The sequence below is a fragment of the Halochromatium salexigens genome (assembly GCF_016653295.1).
Taxonomy (GTDB): Bacteria; Pseudomonadota; Gammaproteobacteria; order Chromatiales; family Chromatiaceae; genus Lamprobacter; species Lamprobacter salexigens.
This window is the reverse complement of record NZ_NHSF01000016.1, coordinates 15899-36511: the sequence shown is the minus strand read 5'-3', so window position 1 is coordinate 36511 and position 20613 is coordinate 15899. Positions and strand designations below refer to the sequence as shown.

Genomic DNA, 20613 nt, shown 5'->3' with positions numbered 1-20613 from the left:
GCCAGCGGTCCAAACCGCCGGCCCCTCGCGCGCACATTATGCCCGACCGATGAGGCTCAAGAGCGCGCGAACGCGTAGAATCGAGCCATCGATGACAATCTGCCACGGGAGTTGCGGGCCATGCCCTTCCAACTTTGTTACGCCAGTACGGCGACACGCGAACTCAATCGCGACGATCTACTCCAGATCCTGAACTATGCGCGCCAGCATAACGCCGAACAAGGCATTACTGGTCTGCTACTGTTCCAAGGTGGACACTTCCTGCAAGTGCTCGAAGGCGAGGCCGATCAGATCCGCAACCTGTTCAAGCAGATCAGCAAGGATGAGCGCCACCATCAAATCACCTTGCTGTTCGAGGAACTGGTCTCCCGAAGCCAGTATCCGGACTGGAGCATGGGCTTCCAGACGATGGATGGAACTGAATGGATGGAATTTCCGCAAGAAGACAGCAATCCACAGGATTTGCGCACCCTCGCCCAGACTATGGGGCGCGCCAAGGAACTGCTGATGTACGTCCGCAAGCAGGGCCTAGACCCGGCGAAAGACATCTTTTAACGCGCCCGATATCGCGACCTATTTCCTTGACAACGAGGCATCCTGGATGAGCCACAACCAACTCCCCGCCACGCTGCAACAACTGACCGAAGCCACTCATGCCGACCCCTTTGCTGTGCTCGGCCGCCATTATGAAGGCGAGGAGGTTCGCGTGCGTGCCATCCTGCCGCAGGCGGAGACCGTCACCATCGCCGAGCTTCAGCAAGAGATGACCCGGGTCAGCGGCACCGACATCTTCGAGTGGCGGGGCGCGGGCGAGGATTTGCCCCAGCACTATCGGCTAATCTGGCGTGACCAAGATCACCGCGAACACATCGCCCACGACCCCTACAGCTTCCCACCGCAGTTGCCGGACTTCGACATGCATCTGTTCGGCGAGGGCCGGCATTGGCACGCCTACCGCCTGCTCGGCGCCCGCGTGCACGAGACCAGCGGTATCGCCGGCGTGCTGTTCGCGGTCTGGGCACCGAATGCAGCGCGGGTCAGCGTGGTTGGTGAATTCAACGCCTGGGACGGGCGCTGCCATCCGATGCGCGTATACGGCAATGGTATCTGGGAACTGTTCATCCCCGACCTGCCGCCCGGTCTGCTCTACAAGTTCGAGATCCGCGCGCGCGATGGGTCCATCCTGCTCAAGGCCGACCCCTATGGTCGGCGCTTCGAGGTACGTCCGAGCACTGCTACCCTCGTCGAGCCGCCAAGCACCTACCGCTGGCGCGACGAGTCCTGGCGCCTGGCGCGCGCCAGCCGGGATTGGCAGCGCAGCCCGATGGCCATTTACGAGGTGCATCCGGGCTCCTGGCAGCGCGGCCCCGAGGGCGAGATGCTCAACTATCGCGAACTCGCCGAGCGTCTGGTCGATTACATCAAGGATCTCGGCTTTACCCACATCGAGCTGATGCCGATCACCGAGCATCCGTTCGACCTCTCCTGGGGCTATCAGACCACCGGCTATTATGCCCCCACCAGCCGCTTTGGCAGCCCAGACGATTTCCGCTACCTGGTCGACCATTGCCATGCCAACGGCATCGGGGTCATCCTCGACTGGGTGCCGGCGCACTTCCCAAAAGACGCGCACGGCCTCGGCCAATTCGACGGCACCGCGCTCTATGAGCACCAGGACCCGCGCCTCGGGGAGCACCTGGACTGGGGCACGCTGATCTTCAACTTTGGTCGCAGCGAGGTGAAGAACTTCCTCATCTCCAGCGCGCTGTTTTGGCTCGAGGAATTCCATATCGACGGGCTACGGGTCGATGCCGTTGCCTCGATGCTGTATCTGGACTACTCGCGCACCGAGTGGATACCGAACCAATATGGCGGGCGCGAAAACATCGAGGCCATCGCCTTTCTGCGCGAACTCAATGAGATCGTCCACGACCAAGTGCCCGGCGCGCTGGTGATGGCCGAGGAATCGACCTCCTGGCCACAGGTCACGCGGCCCACCTATGTCGGCGGCCTCGGCTTCGACCTGAAATGGAACATGGGCTGGATGAACGATACCCTGGAATACTTCAAGGAAGACCCGATCCACCGCCAGTACCATCAGGACGCGCTGACCTTCAGCATGCTCTATGCGTTCACCGAGAACTTCCTGCTGCCGCTCTCGCACGACGAGGTCACGCACGGCAAACGCTCGCTGCTCTACCGCATGCCCGGCGACGAATGGCAGCGCTTTGCCAACCTGCGCCTGCTCTACACCTACATGTACACCCATCCGGGTAAGAAACTGCTGTTCATGGGCAGCGAGTTCGGCCAGGGCGAGGAATGGGATAGCCAGCGCATCCTCGACTGGTACGTGCTCGAGTACCCCCTCCACCAAGGCATCCAACAGCTGGTGCGCCAAGCCAACCGACTCTATCAGGACGAGTCAGCGCTGCATCAGCTCGATTTCATTGGCGAAGGGTTCGAGTGGATCGACTGCCATGATGCGCACAATTCGGTGCTCATCTACCAGCGTAAGACAGAGCCCGCGGACAAGGATGGAGAGCGGGGCGAGACGTTGACCTCGGTGCCCGAGCATCTCGTCGTCGCGCTCAATTTCACGCCCGTCCCGCGCCGCGAATACCGGGTCGGGGTACCGGTTGCCGGCGATTATCGGGAAGTCTTCAACTCCGATGCGACCGCCTTTGGCGGCAGCGGCGTCGACAATGGCAACGCCCCACTGAGCACCGAACCGGTGCCCTGGATGAACCATGCACAATCCTTGTTACTGACCCTGCCGCCGCTTGCTGGCATTGTGCTCAAACCCGCGCCAACCAACGCCAAGGACACTGCCGCACAAGACGGGGCAAGCGAGACGACAGCCAAGGCGGCCGACTGAGCGGGCAGCATGCCGCGAGTACGCCGAGGACCGGGTTAGGCCACGGGGCCGCCCGGCATTCGAATGACACCGATTGCGCAGGTGAGTAGCGATGGCCAAAAAGCCAACCACCACGAAAAAAACCAAGGCAACCGCGAGCCGCAAGGGTGCGAGCACGACGCCATCCGCGAAGACTACTGAGGCGACCAACGAGCGCAAGTCCAAAGTCGACAGCGACTCCAGCCCGGATCAATCGCCCGCTCCCCAGTCGACCTCGGCACGCGGCAAGGCAGCCGAATCCGCCCAGGTGAGTGCCACTCCCGAAGCCAAGGCGGCTGCATCGACTCCGGACTCAACAGCCGATCCCGGGCCAAAGCCAAAGCCGAAGCCTGGAGTCACCGCAACGACCACTGAGGCAACCGGCGCGGCGAAGGCCAAGACGTGGCCCGCAGCCGAGCCCGAGATCCCAGCGGCGGAACCAAGCGCAACCCGCGCACTGGAGCCAGCCCCAACATCACCCCCGGAATCGGAGCCACAGCCCAGCGCCGAACAGCCGGCACCAGTACCAGCTCCAACCGAGCCCGAGCCCACACCAGAACCGCCCGCAGTTCGCCATCCGCCGCGCCCGAGCCTGTTCATCGTCCACATCACGCCGGAGATGGCGCCCGTGGCCAAGATCGGCGGCCTCGCCGATGTGGTCTTCGGCCTCGGTCGGGAGCTGGCGATCCGTGGCAACCATGTCGAGATCATCCTGCCGAAGCACGACAACCTGCGCTACGACCACATCTTCGAGCTGCATCCGGTCTACAACGACCTCTGGGTGCCCTGGTACGACGGCGCCATCCACTGCACGGTCTACTTCGGCTTCGTGCATGATCGCAAGTGCTTCTTCATCGAACCGCACTCGCCGGACAACTTCTTCAATCGCGGCCGCATCTACGGCTTCCCCGATGATGTGCTGCGCTACGCCTTCTTCTCGCGCGCGGCGATCGAGTACCTCTGGCAGGCCGGCAAGCATCCCGACATCATCCACTGCCACGACTGGCAGACCGCGCTGGTGCCGGTGTTCCTCTACGAGTTCTACCAGCGCCTCGGCATGACCCATCCGCGTGCCTGCCTGACCATCCACAACATCAAGCATCAGGGCGTCACCGGCGCCGAGCTGCTGCGCGCCACCGGCCTGCACCAGCCCGAGCGCTTCTTCGACTGGCACCGGCTCGGCGACAATCACCACAAGAACGCCTTGAACCTGCTCAAGGGCGGTGTCGTCTACGCCAACTTCGTCACCACCGTCTCGCCGCGCTACGCCTTCGAGACCAAGGATCAGGGCCAGGGCTTCGGCCTCGAACCGACCCTGCACACCCACCACATGAAGTACGGCGGCGTGGTCAACGGCATCGACTACGATGTCTGGAACCCCGAGATCGACCGCTACATCCCGGCGCATTATGGTCTCGACACCCTCGATGCCAAGTACGAGAACAAGCGCGCCCTGCGCCACCGGCTCATGCTCGCCGACAATGAGAAGCCGATCGTCGCCTTCATCGGCCGCCTCGACCCGCAAAAGGGCCTGGAGCTGGTGCGCCACGCCATCTTCTCGACGCTGGAGCGCGGCGCCCAGTTCGTGCTGCTCGGCTCCAGCCACGATCAGGGCATCAACAACGATTTCTGGGGCCTCAAGCACATGCTCAACGACAGTCCCGACTGTCATCTCGAGATCGGCTTCGACGAGGATCTTTCGCACCTGATCTACGCCGGTGCCGACATCATGCTGGTGCCGAGCCAGTTCGAGCCCTGCGGTCTGACGCAGCTGATCGCCTTGCGCTACGCCACGGTGCCGGTGGTGCGCACCGTCGGCGGCCTCGCCGATACCGTGTTCGACAAGGACCACTCCGACCGCCCGCTGCACCAGCGCAACGGCTATCGCTTCGACAACTACGATGTGCCGGGGTTGGAATCGGCGCTGATCCGCGCCATCGACTGCTACTACCAATACCCCGAGCACTTCCGCGAGCTGATGAAGAACGCGATGCGCAGCGATTACTCCTGGAACCATCCGGGCCAGGATTACTTGAACATCTATGACTTTATCCGTGATCGCTGAGCGACGAGTCGCATAGCACCATGACTCGGCCAACGCGAACCAACCGCAAGCCCAACAACGAGGTTACAGATCAGCGGTGATATCCATGATGATGACGCTCGAAGAACAACTGCTCGAAACAGTACGCGCGTTGCCAGCGGCCCGGCAGCACGAGGTTCTTGACTTTGCTGCCTTCATTAAGGATCGGCATGCAACGCCGAGTGAGCCACGGCCATTTGGCCTGTGTGCCGGAGAGTTCGAGGTTCCTCAGGATTTTGACGCACCCTTGCCGGACGATGTGCTACGCACATTTGAACAATGAGATTGCTGCTCGATACTCATGTCTTTCTGTGGCACCTCTCCGGCGCAAAGGCACTGTCACTGGAGCTGCGAGAGGCGATTCAGGACCCGTCTAACACGGTTTTCCTGAGCCCTGTTTCGATCTGGGAAGCACTCGTTAAATATCGGCTCGGAAAGCTTCCGTTACCAGCCTCTCCGGAGGTCTATCTTCCCGAACAGCGCCGCCGGCATCGGCTTGCATCGCTGCCGCTGGACGAGCCGAGCGTGGCGCGCCTGACCAGCCTGCCCGACCTGCATCGCGACCCGTTCGACCGAATGCTGGTCTGCCAAGCGCTACAACATCGCTTGACGCTCGCGACCGTCGATCCAGCGATCCGCGCTTATTCCGTGCCTGTTTTATGAACCAGTAAGAACGCCTGTGAATGACCTCTGGCAACAACCTCAACAACGCGCCCTGCTCGCCGATCGCGATCCCGCGAGCCGCGATCGGCTCGGTCAGCACCTGCAGGCCCTCGGCCTGGACGTCACTGCCGTCGGTAGCAGCGAGGAACTGATCGAGCAATTGCTGACGACGACGATTGAAGTCGTCTTCATCGACCTCAATCTGGCCGGCAGCGAGGTTGGCACCGAGGCCAGCCTCGATGCCGTCAGCGCGACTGCGCACCTGATCCGTGGCTCGGGACAGACGGCCTCGATCATCGTTGTCACGACCCCGTTGTCGGCGTCCGATCAGGCACGCTTGACAGCGCAGGATGCGCATCTGCTGTACAAACCGATCGACCCGACGGCCTTGAAGCGGCTGCTCGAGCACGACCTGCAAGGACCGACTCCAGAGGCTTCCTCGACTGAGCGCGCGGGCTTGGAGGGTGATGGATTAGGCCTGTTGCGAAGCGCCTTTATCGAGGCACTCAATAGCCATTATCTCGACGATCTGAGATCGGCCCTGGAACAGCATTCCGCAAGCCAAGCTCAAGCCGTCCTGCATAAACTCAAAGGTTCAGCGGGCAGTTTTGGCTATCATCAACTGGGCGCACTCGCCGCCTCGGCGGAGGGGCTGTTGCGCCAGGGACATGCGCTCGACGAGGTCGCGGCCCAGATCGAGGCCGTCCTCGCCGAGGCCGAACGCCTGCAACAATCGACAAATTGAGGGTCGCTCAATGCCCTGGTCCTGTGATCCCAATCAGATCCGCATTCTCATCGTGGACGATGATCCGATGCTAAGAAAACTCCTGAGATCAACCCTGGAGTCCCTGGAGCACACCGCAGTGCTCGAGGTGGACTCGGGCGAGGAGGCTCTGGAGCGCTTCCGCGACGACCAACCGCATCTGGTGTTCCTGGATATCGAGATGCCGGGCGAACTCAATGGGATCGCGGTGCTCGATGCGCTGCGCAAGAGCGAGCAGGCGGTGTCGATCATCATGCTCACCGCGCACAGCACGGTGCAGAATGTGCAGCAAGCGGCCGCCCGCAACGTCGACGGCTTCCTGGTCAAGCCGCTGAATCCCGATCGCATCCAAAAGGCCTTGGAGCATTTCCACAAGAGCCGCTGCGCCTAACGGTGAGCGCGCCGCGGCCACCGAGGGGCCGCGGCGTATATTGCCGCACTTGGTCGCCGCCACTTATTGCCTCACCGCGAGGATCGCCGCGATCTCCTCGTCGCGCAGCACGATGGGATTGGTCTTCATGCTGCTGCCCCGGCTGTTGGCGACGATACGCGCATGATCGGCTTGCGTGACGCCCCAGGCCGACAGGCGCTCCAGTTGCAGATCCTCGGTCCATCGCCACAACTGCTCGAGCAGTGCATCCCAGGCGGCGTGCCGGCTCAAGCCCTGATCGCCGGCGAACAGGCGACCGACGGTGGCATAGGCCTCCAGGGCCGGGTTCTCCGGCTCACGCGCCCGCAGGGCGCTCAGATTGATCTCCGTGGCCTTGGCCACCAGGGTGCCGCAGGCCATGCCATGCGGAATCGGGAAGAAGGCACCGAGCGGCGAGGCCAAGCCGTGCACCGAGCCAAGCCCGGTCTGCGCGAGACAGACGCCCGAGAGCAGTGACGCATAGGCCATGCCGGCGCGCGCCTCGGCATCGGTCGGGTCTTCATAGAGCGGCACCAACGCCTCCCGCGCCTGCTTCAACCCGTCCAGGGCCAAGGCCGCGCAGAACGGATTCGAGCGCGTCGAGACGAAGGATTCCAGCAATTGCGTCAAGGCATCCATGCCATTGGCCGCGAGTACCGAGCGCGGACAGGTCTGCAGGAAATCGGGATCGACCAGCGCATCACGGGCGACCAGGGCCTCGTCGCGAAAGGATTTCTTGTAGCCCTCCTCACCGCGCTGACTCAGCACCGCGTTCTTGGTCGCCTCCGAGCCGGTGCCGGCGGTGGTCGGCAGTGCGACGAAGGGCAGCGCCGGGCCTTGATAGGGCCGCTCCGGCCCCACCCCTTCGAGGTGATCCAGCACCGAGTGGCCAGGCCGCAGCAGACCGGCGATGGCCTTGCCGGCATCCAGCGCGCTGCCGCCGCCGATGGCGACCACGACATCGATGTCGGCGCCCTGATACGCCCGCACCGCCGCATCGATCTGATCCGGGCTCGGCTCATCGGCGATCTGGACCTGCTCGACAGCCACCTCAGCGGTGGCGAAGGCTTGCTCCAATTCCGCCCAGAAGGGACCGGCGCGCAGCGAGGTGCCGCCGGTGACCAAGAGCGCGCGGCGCCCATAGCCGGCCGCGCAGGCGCCCACCGTCGAGCGCACGCCGGCGCCGAACGCGATGCGTGGCAAGCGAGCGATCGAGAATGCTGACAGGCCCGCCATCAGTCGGCCACCAGCAGCTGATAGGCGACGCCTTCGCGCGGGCGCGCCATCATCTCGGCGACGGCCTCGCGCCAGGCCAAGTAATGGGCCGTCTCCTTGTGCGCGCGCGCCGAGGCGGCATCGACATAGGCCTCGTAGAGGATGAAATGATTTGGATCGGCCTCCCCTTGCAGCAGATCGAAACGCAGGTTGCCCGGCTCTTGCCGGGATTGGGCGCAATTCTCGCGCGTGGCCGCGATGAACGCGTCCCGCGCCTCGGGAACGACCTGGATATGGACGAGTGTCGTTGACATCGATTCCCCTCCTCAATGGCGTTAGACAGACGGTGGTGGGGGCGCCTCCCCCACCAACCAGCGTTCGGTCCAGGCAACCGCATGGACGAAATCCTCATTCAGCCGCGCCACCACGGCAGGACTCAGACGCGAGAGATCACCGGATTCATGCGCATCCAGCACCTCCAACAGCTTGCCCATCTCGCCCTCGCGCTTGAGCAAGGCGTCTTGCACCGGCACGGAAAACGGCATGCCTTGCAGGAGCTGCGGCATCGGCAGGCCCTCGAAGGCATCGAGCCGCGAAAACAGGCCCAGCGTGAAGGCAGTCTGTGGTTCAATGCTGCGCACCCGCTGGGCGATGCGAGCCGCCATCGCGGCGCGATTCAAGAGCATGCGCACCTGCACCGCCTCGATCGGATCGTTGCGGCTGAGCAACAGAAACGTCGCCATGGTCCTGATGCGTTCCAAGCCGAGTCGCACCACCGCCTCGTGCAGGGATTGGATGCGACGGTTGCCGCGCGAAAAGGCCGCTGAGTTGACCTGCGCGAACAGCAGGACGCAAAAATGCGGATGTTGCGCCAGCAACGCTTCGAGTTGCTCGAACGGCAGCTCACGCTGGGTCAGCTCGGCGAGCAGACGCAGCTCCACGGCGCGGTTGCTGCGCCGCTGCCGCCCGCTTTCCTTGACGTGCATCGGCGGCAAGAACACGAATCCCATGAACCAATCGAATGCAGCGCCATGAACGCGGTCCAGGGTCGCTTGATCCTCGACGAAGGTCGCCAGCAGCCGTGGACCCTGCCCCTTGAAGCGCGCGGCGAGTTCCAGGCAATTCGGGCGCCGGCTGTCGATCTTGATGAGATCGACCAGCTCGATGGGCGTCTCGGGATACTGCTCGAACACGGTCTGCGGCACGGCAATCAAATAGCCGATGGAACGCAGCCGCTCAATGGCTTCGAGTGCCGTCGACGAGGCAAAGAAGTCCAGCGTCAACTCGGCGAACACCTGCTCGGCGGGAAGCTCGAAAAAACCAGTATTCTCGATCCACTCCGATGTCGCGGTGAACAACAGCATGCGCTCGCCGACCAGATTCTCGATACCGACCTCGTAGATCGCCGTCGAATAGGAGCGCACCGTGGCCAGGAACGGGTCATCGAAGGACGCCGCATCGGCACCACAATGGGAGCGATAGAGCAGCTTATCGGCGACATGATGCAGCCTGCGATCGCAAATCGGCTGCAAGGCGATGCAGTACGGGGTGTGCTCAGGCTGTTCCATCAGGCACCAGCCCCATGTCGTGCGAGCTTGTCATCGAGCACAGGGCGCACGCGTTGCAGCGTCTCGAACACCGCATCCACTTGGTAGTCGATATCCGCCCAGTCGCTCGGGGGCTCGCGACAGGCCTGCTCGAGCGCCCAGAACCCCTGTCTCGCCTGTTCCATGCACAGGGTCGCGCAGAGGCTTTTCAAGGTATGTGCCTCCATTTTGAGCGAGGCGGCATCGCGCTGCTCCAAGGCCGCTCTCAGGCGCGCTTCGGCGGCCGGCAGATCGGAGAGGAAGCGCGAGAGAAAGGTGAGCAGCAGGTCCTCTTCCGCGCCGAGTTGCTTGACCGCTTGCGCCCAATCGAATTGCTGCTTGTCGACGGTTGCCGGCGGCGGCGACGCGTCGGCAGCTGGCGCCCTGGTGTCGTCTTCATCGCCGCCACCGTCGGCACCGAGCCAGGTCTCCAGATCCGAGTAGGCCGGTGCGGCGTCGGCCTGACTCGGCAATGGCGCATGGCGCTTGCTCAACAATCGCTCCATCTCCTCGAACAGGAGCTTGGAGTTGATCGGCTTGGCGACATACCCGTCCATGCCCTGCTGGAGATAGTCCTCGCGATCTCCTTTCATAGCCTTGGCGGTCAAGGCGATGATCGGCACCGGCGGTAATTGCTGTTGGCGCTCATAGTCACGGATCTGCTGGGTGGCCTCCAAGCCGTCCATCATCGGCATCATGATATCCATGAAAATGAGATCGAAGCGTTCCTTGCAGGCCCACTCCACCGCTTCGCGGCCATGATTGGCAATGGTGTAGAACACCTGGAATTTCCTCAGCAGCGCGATGATGACTTGTTGATTGATCGGGTTGTCTTCGGCGACCAGGATATTCAGCCGCTGCTCGGCGAGCGCCGAGTCGCCGATCCCCAGCGTGCGCTCCACGCCTGGCTCCTGGCGAAAGAGCAGTTGGCGCAGGTCGGCGAGCGTCACCGGCTTGGTCAAGCAGTCTTGTTGCTGGAATTGCTTACAGAGCGTTGCCCGACCGTTATAGAACGGACAGCCCTGTTGGCACACCTGTCGGTAGCGCGCGAAGGCCTTTTTGTCCCGCTGCTCCTCGACGGCGAACGCCGAGGAACTCAACACCCGAATCTGCGCGGGACAGAGCAACCCCTCGCGCAGCACTTCTTCGGCCATGGCGTAGCCGTCCATGCCCGGCATGTTGGCATCGAGCAGCAGCAGATTGAACGGATGCGCTTCCTCGATCGCCTTGCGCAGTGCCAACAGGCCTTCCGGCGCGCTCACCGCCGTCTCGCAGGCCACCGCCAGGATCTCGAGCATGTGATGGATCACCGAGCGATTGAGCGGTTCATCATCGACCACCAAGACCCGATAGGCCGAGGCGGGCAAAGCCTCCGGCACCGGCTTATCGTCGACCACAGGCTTAGGAGCAGATCTCAGCGGCAGAGTCACACGGAAGCAGGTGCCCTGGCCGACCTCGCTTTCAACCTGGATCGTCCCGCCCATCATTTCGACCAGCTCGCGGGTGATCGTCAGACCGAGGCCGGTGCCCTCGAATTTCCGCGTCGTCTTGCTGTCGACCTGCTCGAAGGCATTGAAGATGGTGGGCAATTGCTCGGCCGGGATGCCGATGCCGGTATCCTCGACCTCGATGCATGTCCACTGGGCCTGCTCTTGCGGGGGCAGATGCGCCGGCGGCTGACAGGGCGAGACGATGAGCTTGACGCTGCCCTGATCGGTAAATTTCAACGCATTGCCGATCAGGTTCGACATCACCTGGCGCAAGCGGGTGGGATCGATCTCGACCCAGCGCGGCAGCGTCGGCTCGACGTCGTAGAGCAGATTGAGCCGCTTGCAGAGTGCATGCGGCACCTGGCTCTTGATCAGCTCGCCGATGAATTCGAACAGATCGGTCGGCTCTGGTTTGAGCTTGAATTTCTTCGCCTCGATCTTGGAGATATCCAGGATCAGGTTGATGATCTCGAGCAGATGCTGCGCCGACAAGCGTGCCTGGCGCAGATAATCGCGCTGCTGTGGCTGCAGCTCGGTCTCGAGCGTGATGTCCAACATGCCCATGACGCCGTTCATCGGCGTGCGGATCTCATGGCTCATGTTGGCGAGGAACTGACTTTTCGCGATGTTGGCCGCTTGCGCGGCCTCGATCTGCTGTTTCAGCTGCGCATCATGCAGGCAGGCGAGCGCCGAGTAGGCCAGCTTGTCCATCAGCACATTCAACGACAGCAGCAGACTGCGAGAGATGCTCGGGCCAATCCGTTTCAGGATCAACACGCCGATCTTGGCCAGATAGAAGGCGTAATAGGTCGAGCTGCTGAACTCGCTCGCTTGTGGCAAGGCGCCACCCTCGGCGGCGGCTTGCCAGACCTTCAATTCCGTCTGGTTCGCCGGTAGGTCCAATCCGGTCAGGAACTCCCGCAGTTCGGACGATTTGCGGGCCGTCTTCGGCACCACATAGAGATCATCCCACTGCACAGCTTCAGGCGCGTGCGCCTGCTCGTGCGCTTGTTCGTGCGCACGTCCATTCGAGCGCCCATTCGAGCGACTAGGCGGCGCTGGATCCTCGCCATCGTCGGTGTCGTATTGCAAGACGACAGCCGCCTGGCAGTTCAACTGCCGCATGATGGTGCCCACGGACTGCTTGAGCATGCTCTGCAGATCCAGGCTGTGACCGATCGCCAGCGAGATCTCATAGAGGATCTCGATCTCTTTTTGGTGATCGTCGTCGCTCATGACGACGCCTGCGCCGACGGGTGGCTCGCTGAGGTGTCGGCGTCGTAGGCTCGCATGAACGCCAGCAACTGTTCCGGCACGAGCGGGCGAGCGATCATGAAGCCCTGGATCATATCGATATTCAATGCATCGAGATAATCACGCTGGGATTCCAGTTCGATGCCCTCGGCGATGGTGGTCAGGCCCAGATGGAAACTCAGGGTGCTGAGCGCGGTGACGATGGCGCGATTGCGTTTGCCGTGGGTGATCTCTTTGACGAAGGCGCGATCGATCTTCAAGGTATCGAGCGGAAATTGCAGCAGATACGACATCGACGAGTAGCCGGTCCCGAAATCATCGATCGCGATTTGGAACCCACATTGCTTGAATTTTCGCAGATTGAGCAGCGTCTGCTCCGGCACCCGCATCGCGGTGCTCTCGGTGATCTCGAGTTCGAGCTGCGCGGGCGGTAACTGGTAATCCTTCACCAGGCCACACAAGCGCGTGATGAGGTGCGGGTTCTCGACCTGGGCGGCGGCGAGGTTGACCGACATGCGCAGCTCCAGCCCCTGCCTCGACCACTCGGCGGCCTGGCGAATCGCCTCCTCCAGGATCCAATCACCGGCCTCATGGATGAGCCCCGTTTCCTCTAGGACGGGGATGAAGTCCGCCGGCGATACGATCCCACGCTCGGCGTGATTCCAGCGCAACAGCGCTTCCACGCCCTCGATGCGATGGTTCTCCAGACGCTGCTGGGGTTGGTAGACCAGAAAGAATTCGCGTTTCTCGAGCGCCCGGCGCAGATCGGTTTCGAGGATCACGCGCCCCTCTTCGCGCGCCGCGCGAATCTCCGAGAAGCGGATGCAGCGACGGCTCTGATCCCGGTTGGTCTCTCGCTCGGCGGCTTGGGCGGCCTGAATCAGGCCGGCCGCCTCCTGGGCATCATCGGGATGGATGGCCAGACCCAGGCTGCAATCGCTATAGATCTCGCGCCCATCGAGCTGCAAGCGCAGTTCCAACTGGGTCTGCAGTCGTGCTTGGAAAGCGTCCAGGTCGACGCTCTCCAGGGGGATGGCGAGGCCGAAACTATCCGACTCGAGCCGACACAGGAGGCTATTGGGAGGCAGCAGTTGCCGCAGTCGATTGGCCATGGCCACGATCACCTCATCGCCGCGCGCCGGACCAAAGGCGTCATTGATGCGATGCAGACGGTTGATATCGGCCACCAGGATTGCCGTGCGTGTCGTCGCGCTCGCGTCGCGGTCGCCGTCGCGCTCGAGCCGATCCGCGAGCAAACGCGAGAACAGCCGATGATTGGGCAGGTTGGTCAGCTCATCGTGCTCGACCAGATAGAGCGTCTGATCCTCGAAGGCGCGCAGTGCGGTCACATCCTGGAAGGCGCCGACGATGACGCCATCCTCGATCTGCGGACTGCTTTGCAGGGTGATGATGCAGGCGTTGCCGGTGCGCGTCAGTTGCATCTCCAGATTCAGCCCCGCCGCCCCTGTCATGGCCTGCGCGAAGGCGCGTTGCAGGCGTTGGCGCTGCTCGGCCGGCGCCTCCTCGATGAGCGCGGCGAGCGTGCCCGGCATGGCCGCCGAGCGCCCGAGCAGGGTGGCGGCCTCCGGCGACCATTGCAGCGCCTCGGTCTCGATCTCGAGCCGCCAAAAGCCCAGCTTTGCCAGTTGACAGGCGCTTTGCTGCTCGAGATGGATGCGGCGCAGGCGTTGTTCGCGCTCGGCGCTGGCGAGCGCATAGCGCACCCGCTGGGTGAGGATCGGCAGGTTGATCGGCTTGGTGATGAAATCGGTCGCCCCGGCATGGAAGGCCTTGGTCACCGATTCGTGGTCATCGGAGCCGGTGACCATGACCAGGGGGATCATCTCGCCGCCGTCGCGCTGGCGAATCGCGGCGACCGTCTCGAAGCCATCCAGCTGCGGCATGCTGACGTCGATCAGCATCAGATCGGGCTTGATGGTCTCGAAACCGTCCAGGGCCTCGAGGCCATTACTGGCTTCGGTCACCTGATAACCGGCGCGGGTCAAGCCGTGTTGGATCAGCAGACGAATCCCAGGGTCGTCGTCGACGAGGAGGATCTTGGCGGGAATCTCTTGCATGTCACTAGTCGAACAGGAGGCTGAACACCGATGTCTTATTGTAGAACTCCAGGAAGGCATCGCCGGTATTGGCAATCTCGCCGAGGGTGAAAGCCCCATTCACGGGCTGATCCTGCCCGACGGCGTCGAGTTCATCGACGATGCGCTCACCGAGGAAGAGCACGCGCGAGATGCAATCGATGAACAGCGGGCTTGCCGCCGCCTCGCCGACCCCCTCGGGGAGGGCTAGCTCGCGCGCCTTGGTGGCGGCGGCGATCAGGGTGTCCGGCGTGCCATTGAGCAGCCGCAGAAAGGCCCCCTCGGGCACCTCGCCGACGCACACCAGATGGCTTCCGTCGGCGACCATCAGGGGATCGCGCACCACCATCTCGGTGTCGAGCTTGGTCATGCCGAAGGGATAGGATTTCGCCAACGCAAAGAACGCCTCGGCATGCATCACCTGGCCGCTGTGCGCCTCCACCATGCGCTTGTAGACCTCGAAGGCCGGCTCCCAATCCAGGGTCATGACGACATTGCCCTGGGAGCCGGTGACCTTCATCGGCGCGCTGATCGGCTGCCAGCCGTGGGTGACGCCGAGACGGCTGTGGATCGGCAGGCGCGCGAGGATGGCGACATCGGCCAGCAGGCCCTCATTGGTCAGGATGCAGGGGGCTTGCTGAAAGCTCAGCGAGCCCGCACCGCCGCCGATGAAGTTGTTCTCCAGGCCGAAATTGGTGAACAAGCCATCGACCAGCGCGCTGATCCGGCTCGAGAGCCCATCGACATAGACCAGCATGGTGGTCACCTCCGGGGGCTCGGGCCAGTGCTCGGTGGCGGCCTCGACGCGCGCGTCGAAATCCGCTTCGGCATCGCTCAGTCCAGGCACACAGGCGACCTCAGGCACCGCGTCGAAGGCGATCAACAGGGTGCCACGCTCATGGTTCTGGCTCTGGTGGGTGACCTGCGGGAAAATCCCCCCGAACACCGGCATCTGGCAGGCGTGCAGGATCGGGTCGAGCTGGTGCGGTTGCCAGCCGTTGGCATCACAGGCGAGCACCATCAGGCCGCCGATGGCCCCCTCAGCGCTGAGCGCCTGGAGGGCGGCGAGCAGACCGTCGGCGGTCCCACTGGGGTCGAAATGCGCGCGCATGGCTCTTGCCTCTTACTCGTGAACAGGATCGATGCCTCGCCAGGGACGCCCAGTCTATCAGCTTGCGAGTCCTGACTGGGCCTTAGCGGCTATACTCTACGACGTTCAAAACCAGCCATCACCCTCGCAATCCCCTATGAAACGACGTCTCTTCCATGCACTTCCCTTGATGCTCCTGTCGCTCAGCCTCGGCGCCTGCTCCTGGGCCGGTGAAAAGACAGGCAAGGCCGTCAACGCCGTCGAAAAAGGCGCCGCTGAATTCGAGCAAGGCTATCAAAAGGAACGCGCGTCAAAGGATCCACAGCAGCCTCCTGAACAGCAAACCGCCGAATGAAGTTCTACAACCTGTTTCCGCGCTTAGCCGGGCCGTTCGAGCGTTGGACGCCACACCTAGAGCGGGCCGCCGCGATGGGTTTCGATTGGGTGTTCGTGAACCCCATCCAGCAGCTTGGGCGCTCCGGCAGCCTGTACTCGATCGCCGACTATTTCGCCATCAACGAGGCCCTGCTCGCGTCCGAATCGAGCTTAGCGCCGGAGGCCCAGGTCCAGGCCATGGCCGAACGCGCCGGCGAGCAGGGCCTGTCGCTGATGATCGATCTGGTCATCAACCACTGCGCCGAGGACAGTCCCCTGCTGAGCGAGCATCCCGACTGGTTCGTGCGTCAGAATAACCGCATCGCGCACCCGTTCTGCGTCGAGGCCAACGGCAACAAGGTGGTGTGGCGCGATCTAGCGCAGTTCGACCATCAGCGCGCGTTGCAGCAGGCCGATGACCCGCATGGCCTGCTCGCCTACTTCGTGCGTCTGGTCGAACATCTGATCGGGCTCGGCTTCCGCGGTTTCCGCTGCGATGCGGCCTATCAGCTACCGACCGCGCTCTGGGAACAACTGATCTCCCGGATTCGCGACCGTCACCCAGGGGCGGTCTTTGTCGCCGAGACCCTCGGCTGCAGCCCCGAGCAGACCCGCGAGACCGCCGAGGCCGGCTTCGATGCCATCTTCAACAGCGCCAAGTGGTGGGATTTCAATGGCAACTGGCTGCTCGAGCAGTATGAACTGACGCGCCAGATCGCGCCCTCGATCGGCTTCCCGGAGAGCCATGACACGCGGCGGATGTTCGAGGAGTTTCATGCCAATGCCGATGCACTGCGGCAGCGCTACCTGTTCACGGCCCTGTTCGCGAGCGGTGTGATGATGCCGATCGGATTTGAATTCGGCTTCCGCCGTCGCCTCGACGTGGTCGAGACCACCCCAAACGATTGGGAGACGCCGAATCTCGATCTCTGCGACTTCATCACCCAGGTCAACGCGATCAAGGACGCGGTGCCAGTGCTCGCTGGCGAAGGTCGCATCGAGTGGCTCGATCATCCCGATCCAGCGATTCTGGTCCTGCGCAAGCACGCCCTCCAGGGGCCGGGGCAGGCGCTATTGGTCATCAACAAAGATCCCTGGGCACGCCAGCGTTTCTATGTTGATGACTTGCACCACCTGCTCCAATCCCCGGGGCCGATTCGCGATCTGTCGCCGGACTGGCCGATGGCGGAGCTGCCCGCCCCGTTCGAGTTCTGGCTTGGGCCCGGTATGGCGCGGGTGCTGGTGTCATCGGATGCTTGAGTCAGTTGCCGGCCATCGCTCGCTCATCGGACAGCCCCGAGCTTGGCCAACCGCCAAGGCCGCTGTCCTTGATCGCTAACTCGATATCTTATCCGCATGCCGACCGACCGCGTCACCTTCAGCTTCTTCCGTTATCCGCTCGGCTACAGTCCAGTTGCCTTCCTTTTTATGGGCTTTCGCCGCCTGTTCATCGGCGATGATGTGCCCGCTGGTGAGTTCCGGCTGATGGGCTGCGGCGGGAACGATGGCTTCTCGATCCTGCCCGACCCGCGCACCTACTGCCTGATGAGCGCGCTGCCCGATGCGGATGATGATCAGCGCCTGCGGCAAAGCCGGTTTTATCGACGCATCGCCGGGCCGAGCCAGGCGCAACTGCATATCGCGCTGCGACCGCTCTCGGGTCACGGCACCTGGGATGGGCGCGAACCGTTCGCCTACAGCGGCGAGCGCGCCGATGACGGGCCGCTCGCGGTGCTCACCCACGCGCATGTGCACAACAACCGCCTGCGCGCGTTCTGGCGCTCGGTGCCGCAGATCCGTGCGCATCTGCGTGAGGCCCCGGGGTGTCTGTTCCACATCGGTTTTGGCGAGGGACCGCTGCGCACCCTGGCCACCTTCAGCCTGTGGCAAAACGCCGAGCAGATGCGCGCCTTCGCCTACCGGCAGAGCCCGCACCATCGCACCCTGCGCGCGGCGCGGCAGGAGGCGTGGCTCTCGGAGTCGATCTTCGTGCGCTTTCGGGTGCTCGATGTCAGCGGCGATCTCGACGCCTGGCCGCTGCGCTCGGTGCCGCTCGGCGCGGCACACCACGGATCTCGCTGATCCGCTTCGGATGGTTTGCCGATTGGCCAGGCGGTGATCCGATCAGGACTCGTCCTCGCCGCGCGCTCGACTCCGGCCCCCGATCGGCGTGACCGAGGCTGACGGCCCATTGCTGCTCACAGCCTCATTCAAGGCGCCCCCGGTGATCACCGAGCGCAGCGCTTGCTCGGCACCAACCGCCAGCGGACGCACCCGACTGCGCTCGAGATACAGGGTATAACCGCCGATCTGGTAGCTCATCGGCAGATAGACGGCCACCAGATCGGGCGACTCATCCTCCACCCCGGCATCGACCAACGGCAGCTCCGCATGCTCCTGCATCATGAAGCCGACCAACTGCACCGAGGTCTCGCCAACCGGCAGGGTCACGGCGACCGGCCGCCCCAAGTCCTGATCCCCGGTGCGCGCAAAGAATCGGGCCACGTCCTTGAGCCCCTGAAACAGACTCTTGACCAGCGGAATCCGGTCGAGCACGCGTTCGGCGAGCTCGAGCAGCCAGCGCACCAGGAACAGGTTCGCCAGCAGCCCCGCCGCCAAGGTCACGATGAGCGCCGCGACCAGCCCCATGCCTGGGATATACCAGGCCTCGGGCAGCAGACGATGGAGTAGGCCATCGACGAACACCTCCACCGACTGGCCGAGCCAGATCAGCAGCGCCAGGGTGATGGTCAGTGGCGCGAGCAAGGCGATGCCTTGCAGGAACCAGTTCCTCAATCGAGTCAGCAGCGAGGTGTCTTGCATCAGTCGGCTCCAACGGCGAGCATGTGCTTTTTGCGTACATAAAGGGCGCCTATTGTAGGCGTGTTCGTCACTTCAAGTTCCAAGTTCGAGAGGCTCCCATGATCCGCTGTTTTCCCCTGTCGACCTCGGTGTTGACGTTGCTGCTCCTTCTGATCTGGAGCGCTGGCGCGGCTCCCCTGTTCGCTCAGGAGACGCCCAGCGATCCCTCGGCGGGCCTCACCGCCGGGCTCGATGCCGAGCACGGCGAGTCCCTCGACCCCTCGGCCTTGCAGTCGCTGAACGCCCTGCACCGGGCGCTGGCGAGCAAGGAGCAACAAATCGCCAATGTGCAGCAACAATTGGTGAACGCCCAGGATCAGGTCACCCGCGAGGACCTGGCCGCGCGTCTGCGCGAGCTGCGCGCGGAATTGGCCGACAATCGCCGCCAGTTCGATCGCTTCGCCTTGGAGATCGACTTGAGCCCCTTCGTCGAGGAGGACGATCAACCCTTCGACTGGCAGCAGGAGCTGAGCAAGCTGCTCAAGCCGATCCTGGCCGAGCTGAAGAGCGTCACGGCCGAATCCCGTGCCATCGGCGAGCTGCGTGCCGAACTCGAGACCCTGGGCAAGCGCAAAGAGCTGGCCGAACAGGCGGTGGAGCGCCTGCACTGGCTGCTCGAGCAGGAGCCATCGGACTCCTTGCGCACGCGTCTCGAAGCGCGCCTGGAGCACTGGCAGCGCATCGCCAGCGAGGCGAGCAACCGCTACACCGCGCTCGATCTGCAATTGCAGAACAGGCTCGAGCAGCGCCAGTCGTTGCTCGATGAAACCACCTCCTACGCGCGCAAGTTCTTCCAGACCCGCGGCCTGAACCTGCTGCTGGCGGTGGGCGCCTTCGCGCTGGTGTTCTTCGGCGTGCGCTGGATCGCCACCCAGATCATGCGCCAGCGCAAGCCCAAGGCCGAGAAGCAGCTCAGCAGCCGCCTGGCGCTGTTGCTGCTGCATGTCTTTAGCGTCCTCGGCGGCCTGCTGGCGATGATGGCGGTGTTCAACGCGGCCGGCGATTGGTTCATGCTCGGCATCATCATCATCTTCCTGATCGGCATTGGCTGGGCCAGCATCAACACCCTGCCGAGCCAGATCGAATCGGTGAAGCTGATCCTGAATGTCGGCACCGTGCGCGAGGGCGAGCGCATCCTCTTCAACGAGGTGCCCTACCGGGTCGAATCGCTCGCCTTTCGCGCGCAACTGGTCAACCCCGAACTCGAAGGCGGCAGCCAGCAGCTACCGGTGCGCGATCTGGTCGGCTATCACTCGCGCCCGGCGGGTCGGGACGAGCCCTGGTTCCCCACCCGCCGTGGCGACTGGATCGAACTCGATGACGGGCTGCTCGGCCAGATCAGCCATCAGAGCCCAAGTACGGTGTGCCTGACCGACCTCGGCGGCGCCAGGATCGTCTATCCGACCCACCGCTTCCTGCAGCAGCATCCGCGCCGACTCTCCGAAGGGTTCCGTCTCGTCGAACATTTCGGCATCGACTACCGGCATCAGGCCATCGCCACCGACGAGGTGCCGCGCCTGATGCAAGCGGCGCTCGAAGAGGCGCTGCCAACGCGGCTCGACGAGACGCAGTTGCAAGCGGTCAGCGTCAGCCTCGAGCGCGCCGGCACCTCGGCGCTGGATTACCGCATCGAGGTGCGGCTCGACGGCACCGCCGCCCCGCAGGCCGAACGGATCCGCTGTGCGATCCAAGGCATCCTGGTCGAGGCCTGCAACCAGCACGACTGGACCATTCCCTTCACCCAAATCACACTGCATCAGGCGACGAGCTGACGGGGCACTCAGACTGACTGCTAGCGCGCCGCAGCGCGCGCGAGGTCAGCGCGAGGGCGCAA

18 protein-coding genes are annotated in these 20613 nt (G+C 63.4%); 11 read left to right on the top strand and 7 right to left on the bottom strand.

The window, feature by feature from the left end; translation table 11 throughout:
• Window positions 1-120 precede the first annotated feature (120 nt).
• The 7 genes from CCR82_RS02825 to CCR82_RS02795 all read left to right on the top strand — a co-directional run bounded on the left by CCR82_RS02825 (window position 121) and on the right by CCR82_RS02795 (window position 6793).
• Entirely contained in the window at window positions 121-555 is a 435-nt protein-coding gene (locus CCR82_RS02825; RefSeq protein ID WP_201243845.1) for a BLUF domain-containing protein, read from the top strand.
• A 46-nt stretch (window positions 556-601) separates the two neighbouring features.
• Complete coding sequence (glgB, locus tag CCR82_RS02820; RefSeq protein ID WP_201243844.1) at window positions 602-2875, top strand: 1,4-alpha-glucan branching protein GlgB; 2274 nt, start codon at window positions 602-604, stop codon at window positions 2873-2875.
• 91 nt (window positions 2876-2966) lie between these two features.
• On the top strand, window positions 2967-4958 hold the full coding sequence (gene glgA / locus CCR82_RS02815) for a glycogen synthase (protein WP_201243843.1): 1992 nt from the start codon (window positions 2967-2969) through the stop codon (window positions 4956-4958).
• An 85-nt stretch (window positions 4959-5043) separates the two neighbouring features.
• Window positions 5044-5259 carry a DUF2281 domain-containing protein gene (locus CCR82_RS02810; protein WP_201243842.1) on the top strand — a complete coding sequence of 72 codons (216 nt, stop codon included), beginning with the start codon at window positions 5044-5046 and terminating at the stop codon, window positions 5257-5259.
• Window positions 5256-5639, top strand: a complete 384-nt coding sequence (locus tag CCR82_RS02805) for a type II toxin-antitoxin system VapC family toxin (protein WP_201243841.1) — start codon at window positions 5256-5258, stop codon at window positions 5637-5639. The genes CCR82_RS02810 and CCR82_RS02805 overlap by 4 nt, the downstream gene beginning before the upstream one ends.
• A 16-nt stretch (window positions 5640-5655) precedes the next feature.
• Entirely contained in the window at window positions 5656-6384 is a 729-nt protein-coding gene (locus CCR82_RS19050) for an Hpt domain-containing protein (RefSeq protein WP_201243840.1), read from the top strand.
• Window positions 6385-6394: 10 nt separating this feature from the next.
• Complete coding sequence (locus CCR82_RS02795; protein WP_201243839.1) at window positions 6395-6793, top strand: response regulator; 399 nt, start codon at window positions 6395-6397, stop codon at window positions 6791-6793.
• 63 nt (window positions 6794-6856) lie between these two features.
• Here the strand turns inward: CCR82_RS02795 and CCR82_RS02790 are convergent, their stop codons facing one another.
• Genes CCR82_RS02790 through CCR82_RS02765 form a run of 6 tightly spaced genes read right to left on the bottom strand, consistent with a single transcriptional unit; the run spans window position 6857 to window position 15563 of the window.
• Window positions 6857-8047: an iron-containing alcohol dehydrogenase gene (locus tag CCR82_RS02790; RefSeq protein ID WP_201243838.1), complete on the bottom strand. Its 1191-nt coding sequence runs from the start codon at window positions 8045-8047 to the stop codon at window positions 6857-6859.
• Complete coding sequence (locus tag CCR82_RS02785) at window positions 8047-8340, bottom strand: antibiotic biosynthesis monooxygenase (RefSeq protein ID WP_201243837.1); 294 nt, start codon at window positions 8338-8340, stop codon at window positions 8047-8049. Before CCR82_RS02785 ends, CCR82_RS02790 begins: the two co-directional genes overlap by 1 nt.
• Window positions 8341-8361: 21 nt before the next feature.
• Window positions 8362-9594, bottom strand: a complete 1233-nt coding sequence (locus tag CCR82_RS02780) for an EAL and HDOD domain-containing protein (RefSeq protein WP_201243836.1) — start codon at window positions 9592-9594, stop codon at window positions 8362-8364.
• Window positions 9594-12338 (bottom strand): response regulator, encoded by a 2745-nt coding sequence (locus CCR82_RS02775; RefSeq protein ID WP_201243835.1) that lies wholly within the window; start codon window positions 12336-12338, stop codon window positions 9594-9596. Before CCR82_RS02775 ends, CCR82_RS02780 begins: the two co-directional genes overlap by 1 nt.
• The gene (locus CCR82_RS02770; protein ID WP_201243834.1) at window positions 12335-14434 is read right to left on the bottom strand and encodes a putative bifunctional diguanylate cyclase/phosphodiesterase; all 2100 of its coding nucleotides are present in this window, start codon (window positions 14432-14434) and stop codon (window positions 12335-12337) included. The genes CCR82_RS02775 and CCR82_RS02770 overlap by 4 nt, the downstream gene beginning before the upstream one ends.
• 4 nt (window positions 14435-14438) lie before the next feature.
• Window positions 14439-15563 carry an FIST signal transduction protein gene (locus CCR82_RS02765; protein WP_201243833.1) on the bottom strand — a complete coding sequence of 375 codons (1125 nt, stop codon included), beginning with the start codon at window positions 15561-15563 and terminating at the stop codon, window positions 14439-14441.
• A 136-nt stretch (window positions 15564-15699) separates the two neighbouring features.
• Here CCR82_RS02765 and CCR82_RS02760 point away from each other — a divergent pair, with 136 nt between their 5' ends.
• From CCR82_RS02760 to CCR82_RS02750, 3 genes are all read left to right on the top strand, one after another.
• Window positions 15700-15897: a hypothetical protein gene (locus CCR82_RS02760; protein ID WP_201243832.1), complete on the top strand. Its 198-nt coding sequence runs from the start codon at window positions 15700-15702 to the stop codon at window positions 15895-15897.
• Window positions 15894-17177, top strand: a complete 1284-nt coding sequence (locus CCR82_RS02755; protein WP_201243831.1) for an alpha-amylase family glycosyl hydrolase — start codon at window positions 15894-15896, stop codon at window positions 17175-17177. The genes CCR82_RS02760 and CCR82_RS02755 overlap by 4 nt, the downstream gene beginning before the upstream one ends.
• Window positions 17178-17273: 96 nt before the next feature.
• The gene (locus tag CCR82_RS02750) at window positions 17274-17999 is read left to right on the top strand and encodes an aminodeoxychorismate lyase (protein WP_201243830.1); all 726 of its coding nucleotides are present in this window, start codon (window positions 17274-17276) and stop codon (window positions 17997-17999) included.
• A 42-nt stretch (window positions 18000-18041) separates the two neighbouring features.
• Here the strand turns inward: CCR82_RS02750 and CCR82_RS02745 are convergent, their stop codons facing one another.
• The gene (locus CCR82_RS02745) at window positions 18042-18740 is read right to left on the bottom strand and encodes a DUF502 domain-containing protein (protein WP_201243829.1); all 699 of its coding nucleotides are present in this window, start codon (window positions 18738-18740) and stop codon (window positions 18042-18044) included.
• 98 nt (window positions 18741-18838) lie between these two features.
• On the opposite strand from CCR82_RS02745, the gene CCR82_RS02740 reads away from it, so the two are divergent.
• Window positions 18839-20551 (top strand): coiled-coil domain-containing protein, encoded by a 1713-nt coding sequence (locus tag CCR82_RS02740; protein WP_201243828.1) that lies wholly within the window; start codon window positions 18839-18841, stop codon window positions 20549-20551.
• Window positions 20552-20613 lie beyond the last annotated feature (62 nt).

Coding starts and splice junctions, on each gene's coding strand:
- CCR82_RS02825 (WP_201243845.1), top strand. CDS start 121: ATGCCCTTCCAACTTTGTTACGCCAGTACGGCGACACGCGAACTCAAT.
- glgB (WP_201243844.1), top strand. CDS start 602: ATGAGCCACAACCAACTCCCCGCCACGCTGCAACAACTGACCGAAGCC.
- glgA (WP_201243843.1), top strand. CDS start 2,967: ATGGCCAAAAAGCCAACCACCACGAAAAAAACCAAGGCAACCGCGAGC.
- CCR82_RS02810 (WP_201243842.1), top strand. CDS start 5,044: ATGATGATGACGCTCGAAGAACAACTGCTCGAAACAGTACGCGCGTTG.
- CCR82_RS02805 (WP_201243841.1), top strand. CDS start 5,256: ATGAGATTGCTGCTCGATACTCATGTCTTTCTGTGGCACCTCTCCGGC.
- CCR82_RS02795 (WP_201243839.1), top strand. CDS start 6,395: ATGCCCTGGTCCTGTGATCCCAATCAGATCCGCATTCTCATCGTGGAC.
- CCR82_RS02790 (WP_201243838.1), bottom strand. CDS start 8,047: ATGGCGGGCCTGTCAGCATTCTCGATCGCTCGCTTGCCACGCATCGCG.
- CCR82_RS02785 (WP_201243837.1), bottom strand. CDS start 8,340: ATGTCAACGACACTCGTCCATATCCAGGTCGTTCCCGAGGCGCGGGAC.
- CCR82_RS02780 (WP_201243836.1), bottom strand. CDS start 9,594: ATGGAACAGCCTGAGCACACCCCGTACTGCATCGCCTTGCAGCCGATT.
- CCR82_RS02775 (WP_201243835.1), bottom strand. CDS start 12,338: ATGAGCGACGACGATCACCAAAAAGAGATCGAGATCCTCTATGAGATC.
- CCR82_RS02770 (WP_201243834.1), bottom strand. CDS start 14,434: ATGCAAGAGATTCCCGCCAAGATCCTCCTCGTCGACGACGACCCTGGG.
- CCR82_RS02765 (WP_201243833.1), bottom strand. CDS start 15,563: ATGCGCGCGCATTTCGACCCCAGTGGGACCGCCGACGGTCTGCTCGCC.
- CCR82_RS02760 (WP_201243832.1), top strand. CDS start 15,700: ATGAAACGACGTCTCTTCCATGCACTTCCCTTGATGCTCCTGTCGCTC.
- CCR82_RS02755 (WP_201243831.1), top strand. CDS start 15,894: ATGAAGTTCTACAACCTGTTTCCGCGCTTAGCCGGGCCGTTCGAGCGT.
- CCR82_RS02750 (WP_201243830.1), top strand. CDS start 17,274: ATGCCGACCGACCGCGTCACCTTCAGCTTCTTCCGTTATCCGCTCGGC.
- CCR82_RS02745 (WP_201243829.1), bottom strand. CDS start 18,740: ATGCAAGACACCTCGCTGCTGACTCGATTGAGGAACTGGTTCCTGCAA.
- CCR82_RS02740 (WP_201243828.1), top strand. CDS start 18,839: ATGATCCGCTGTTTTCCCCTGTCGACCTCGGTGTTGACGTTGCTGCTC.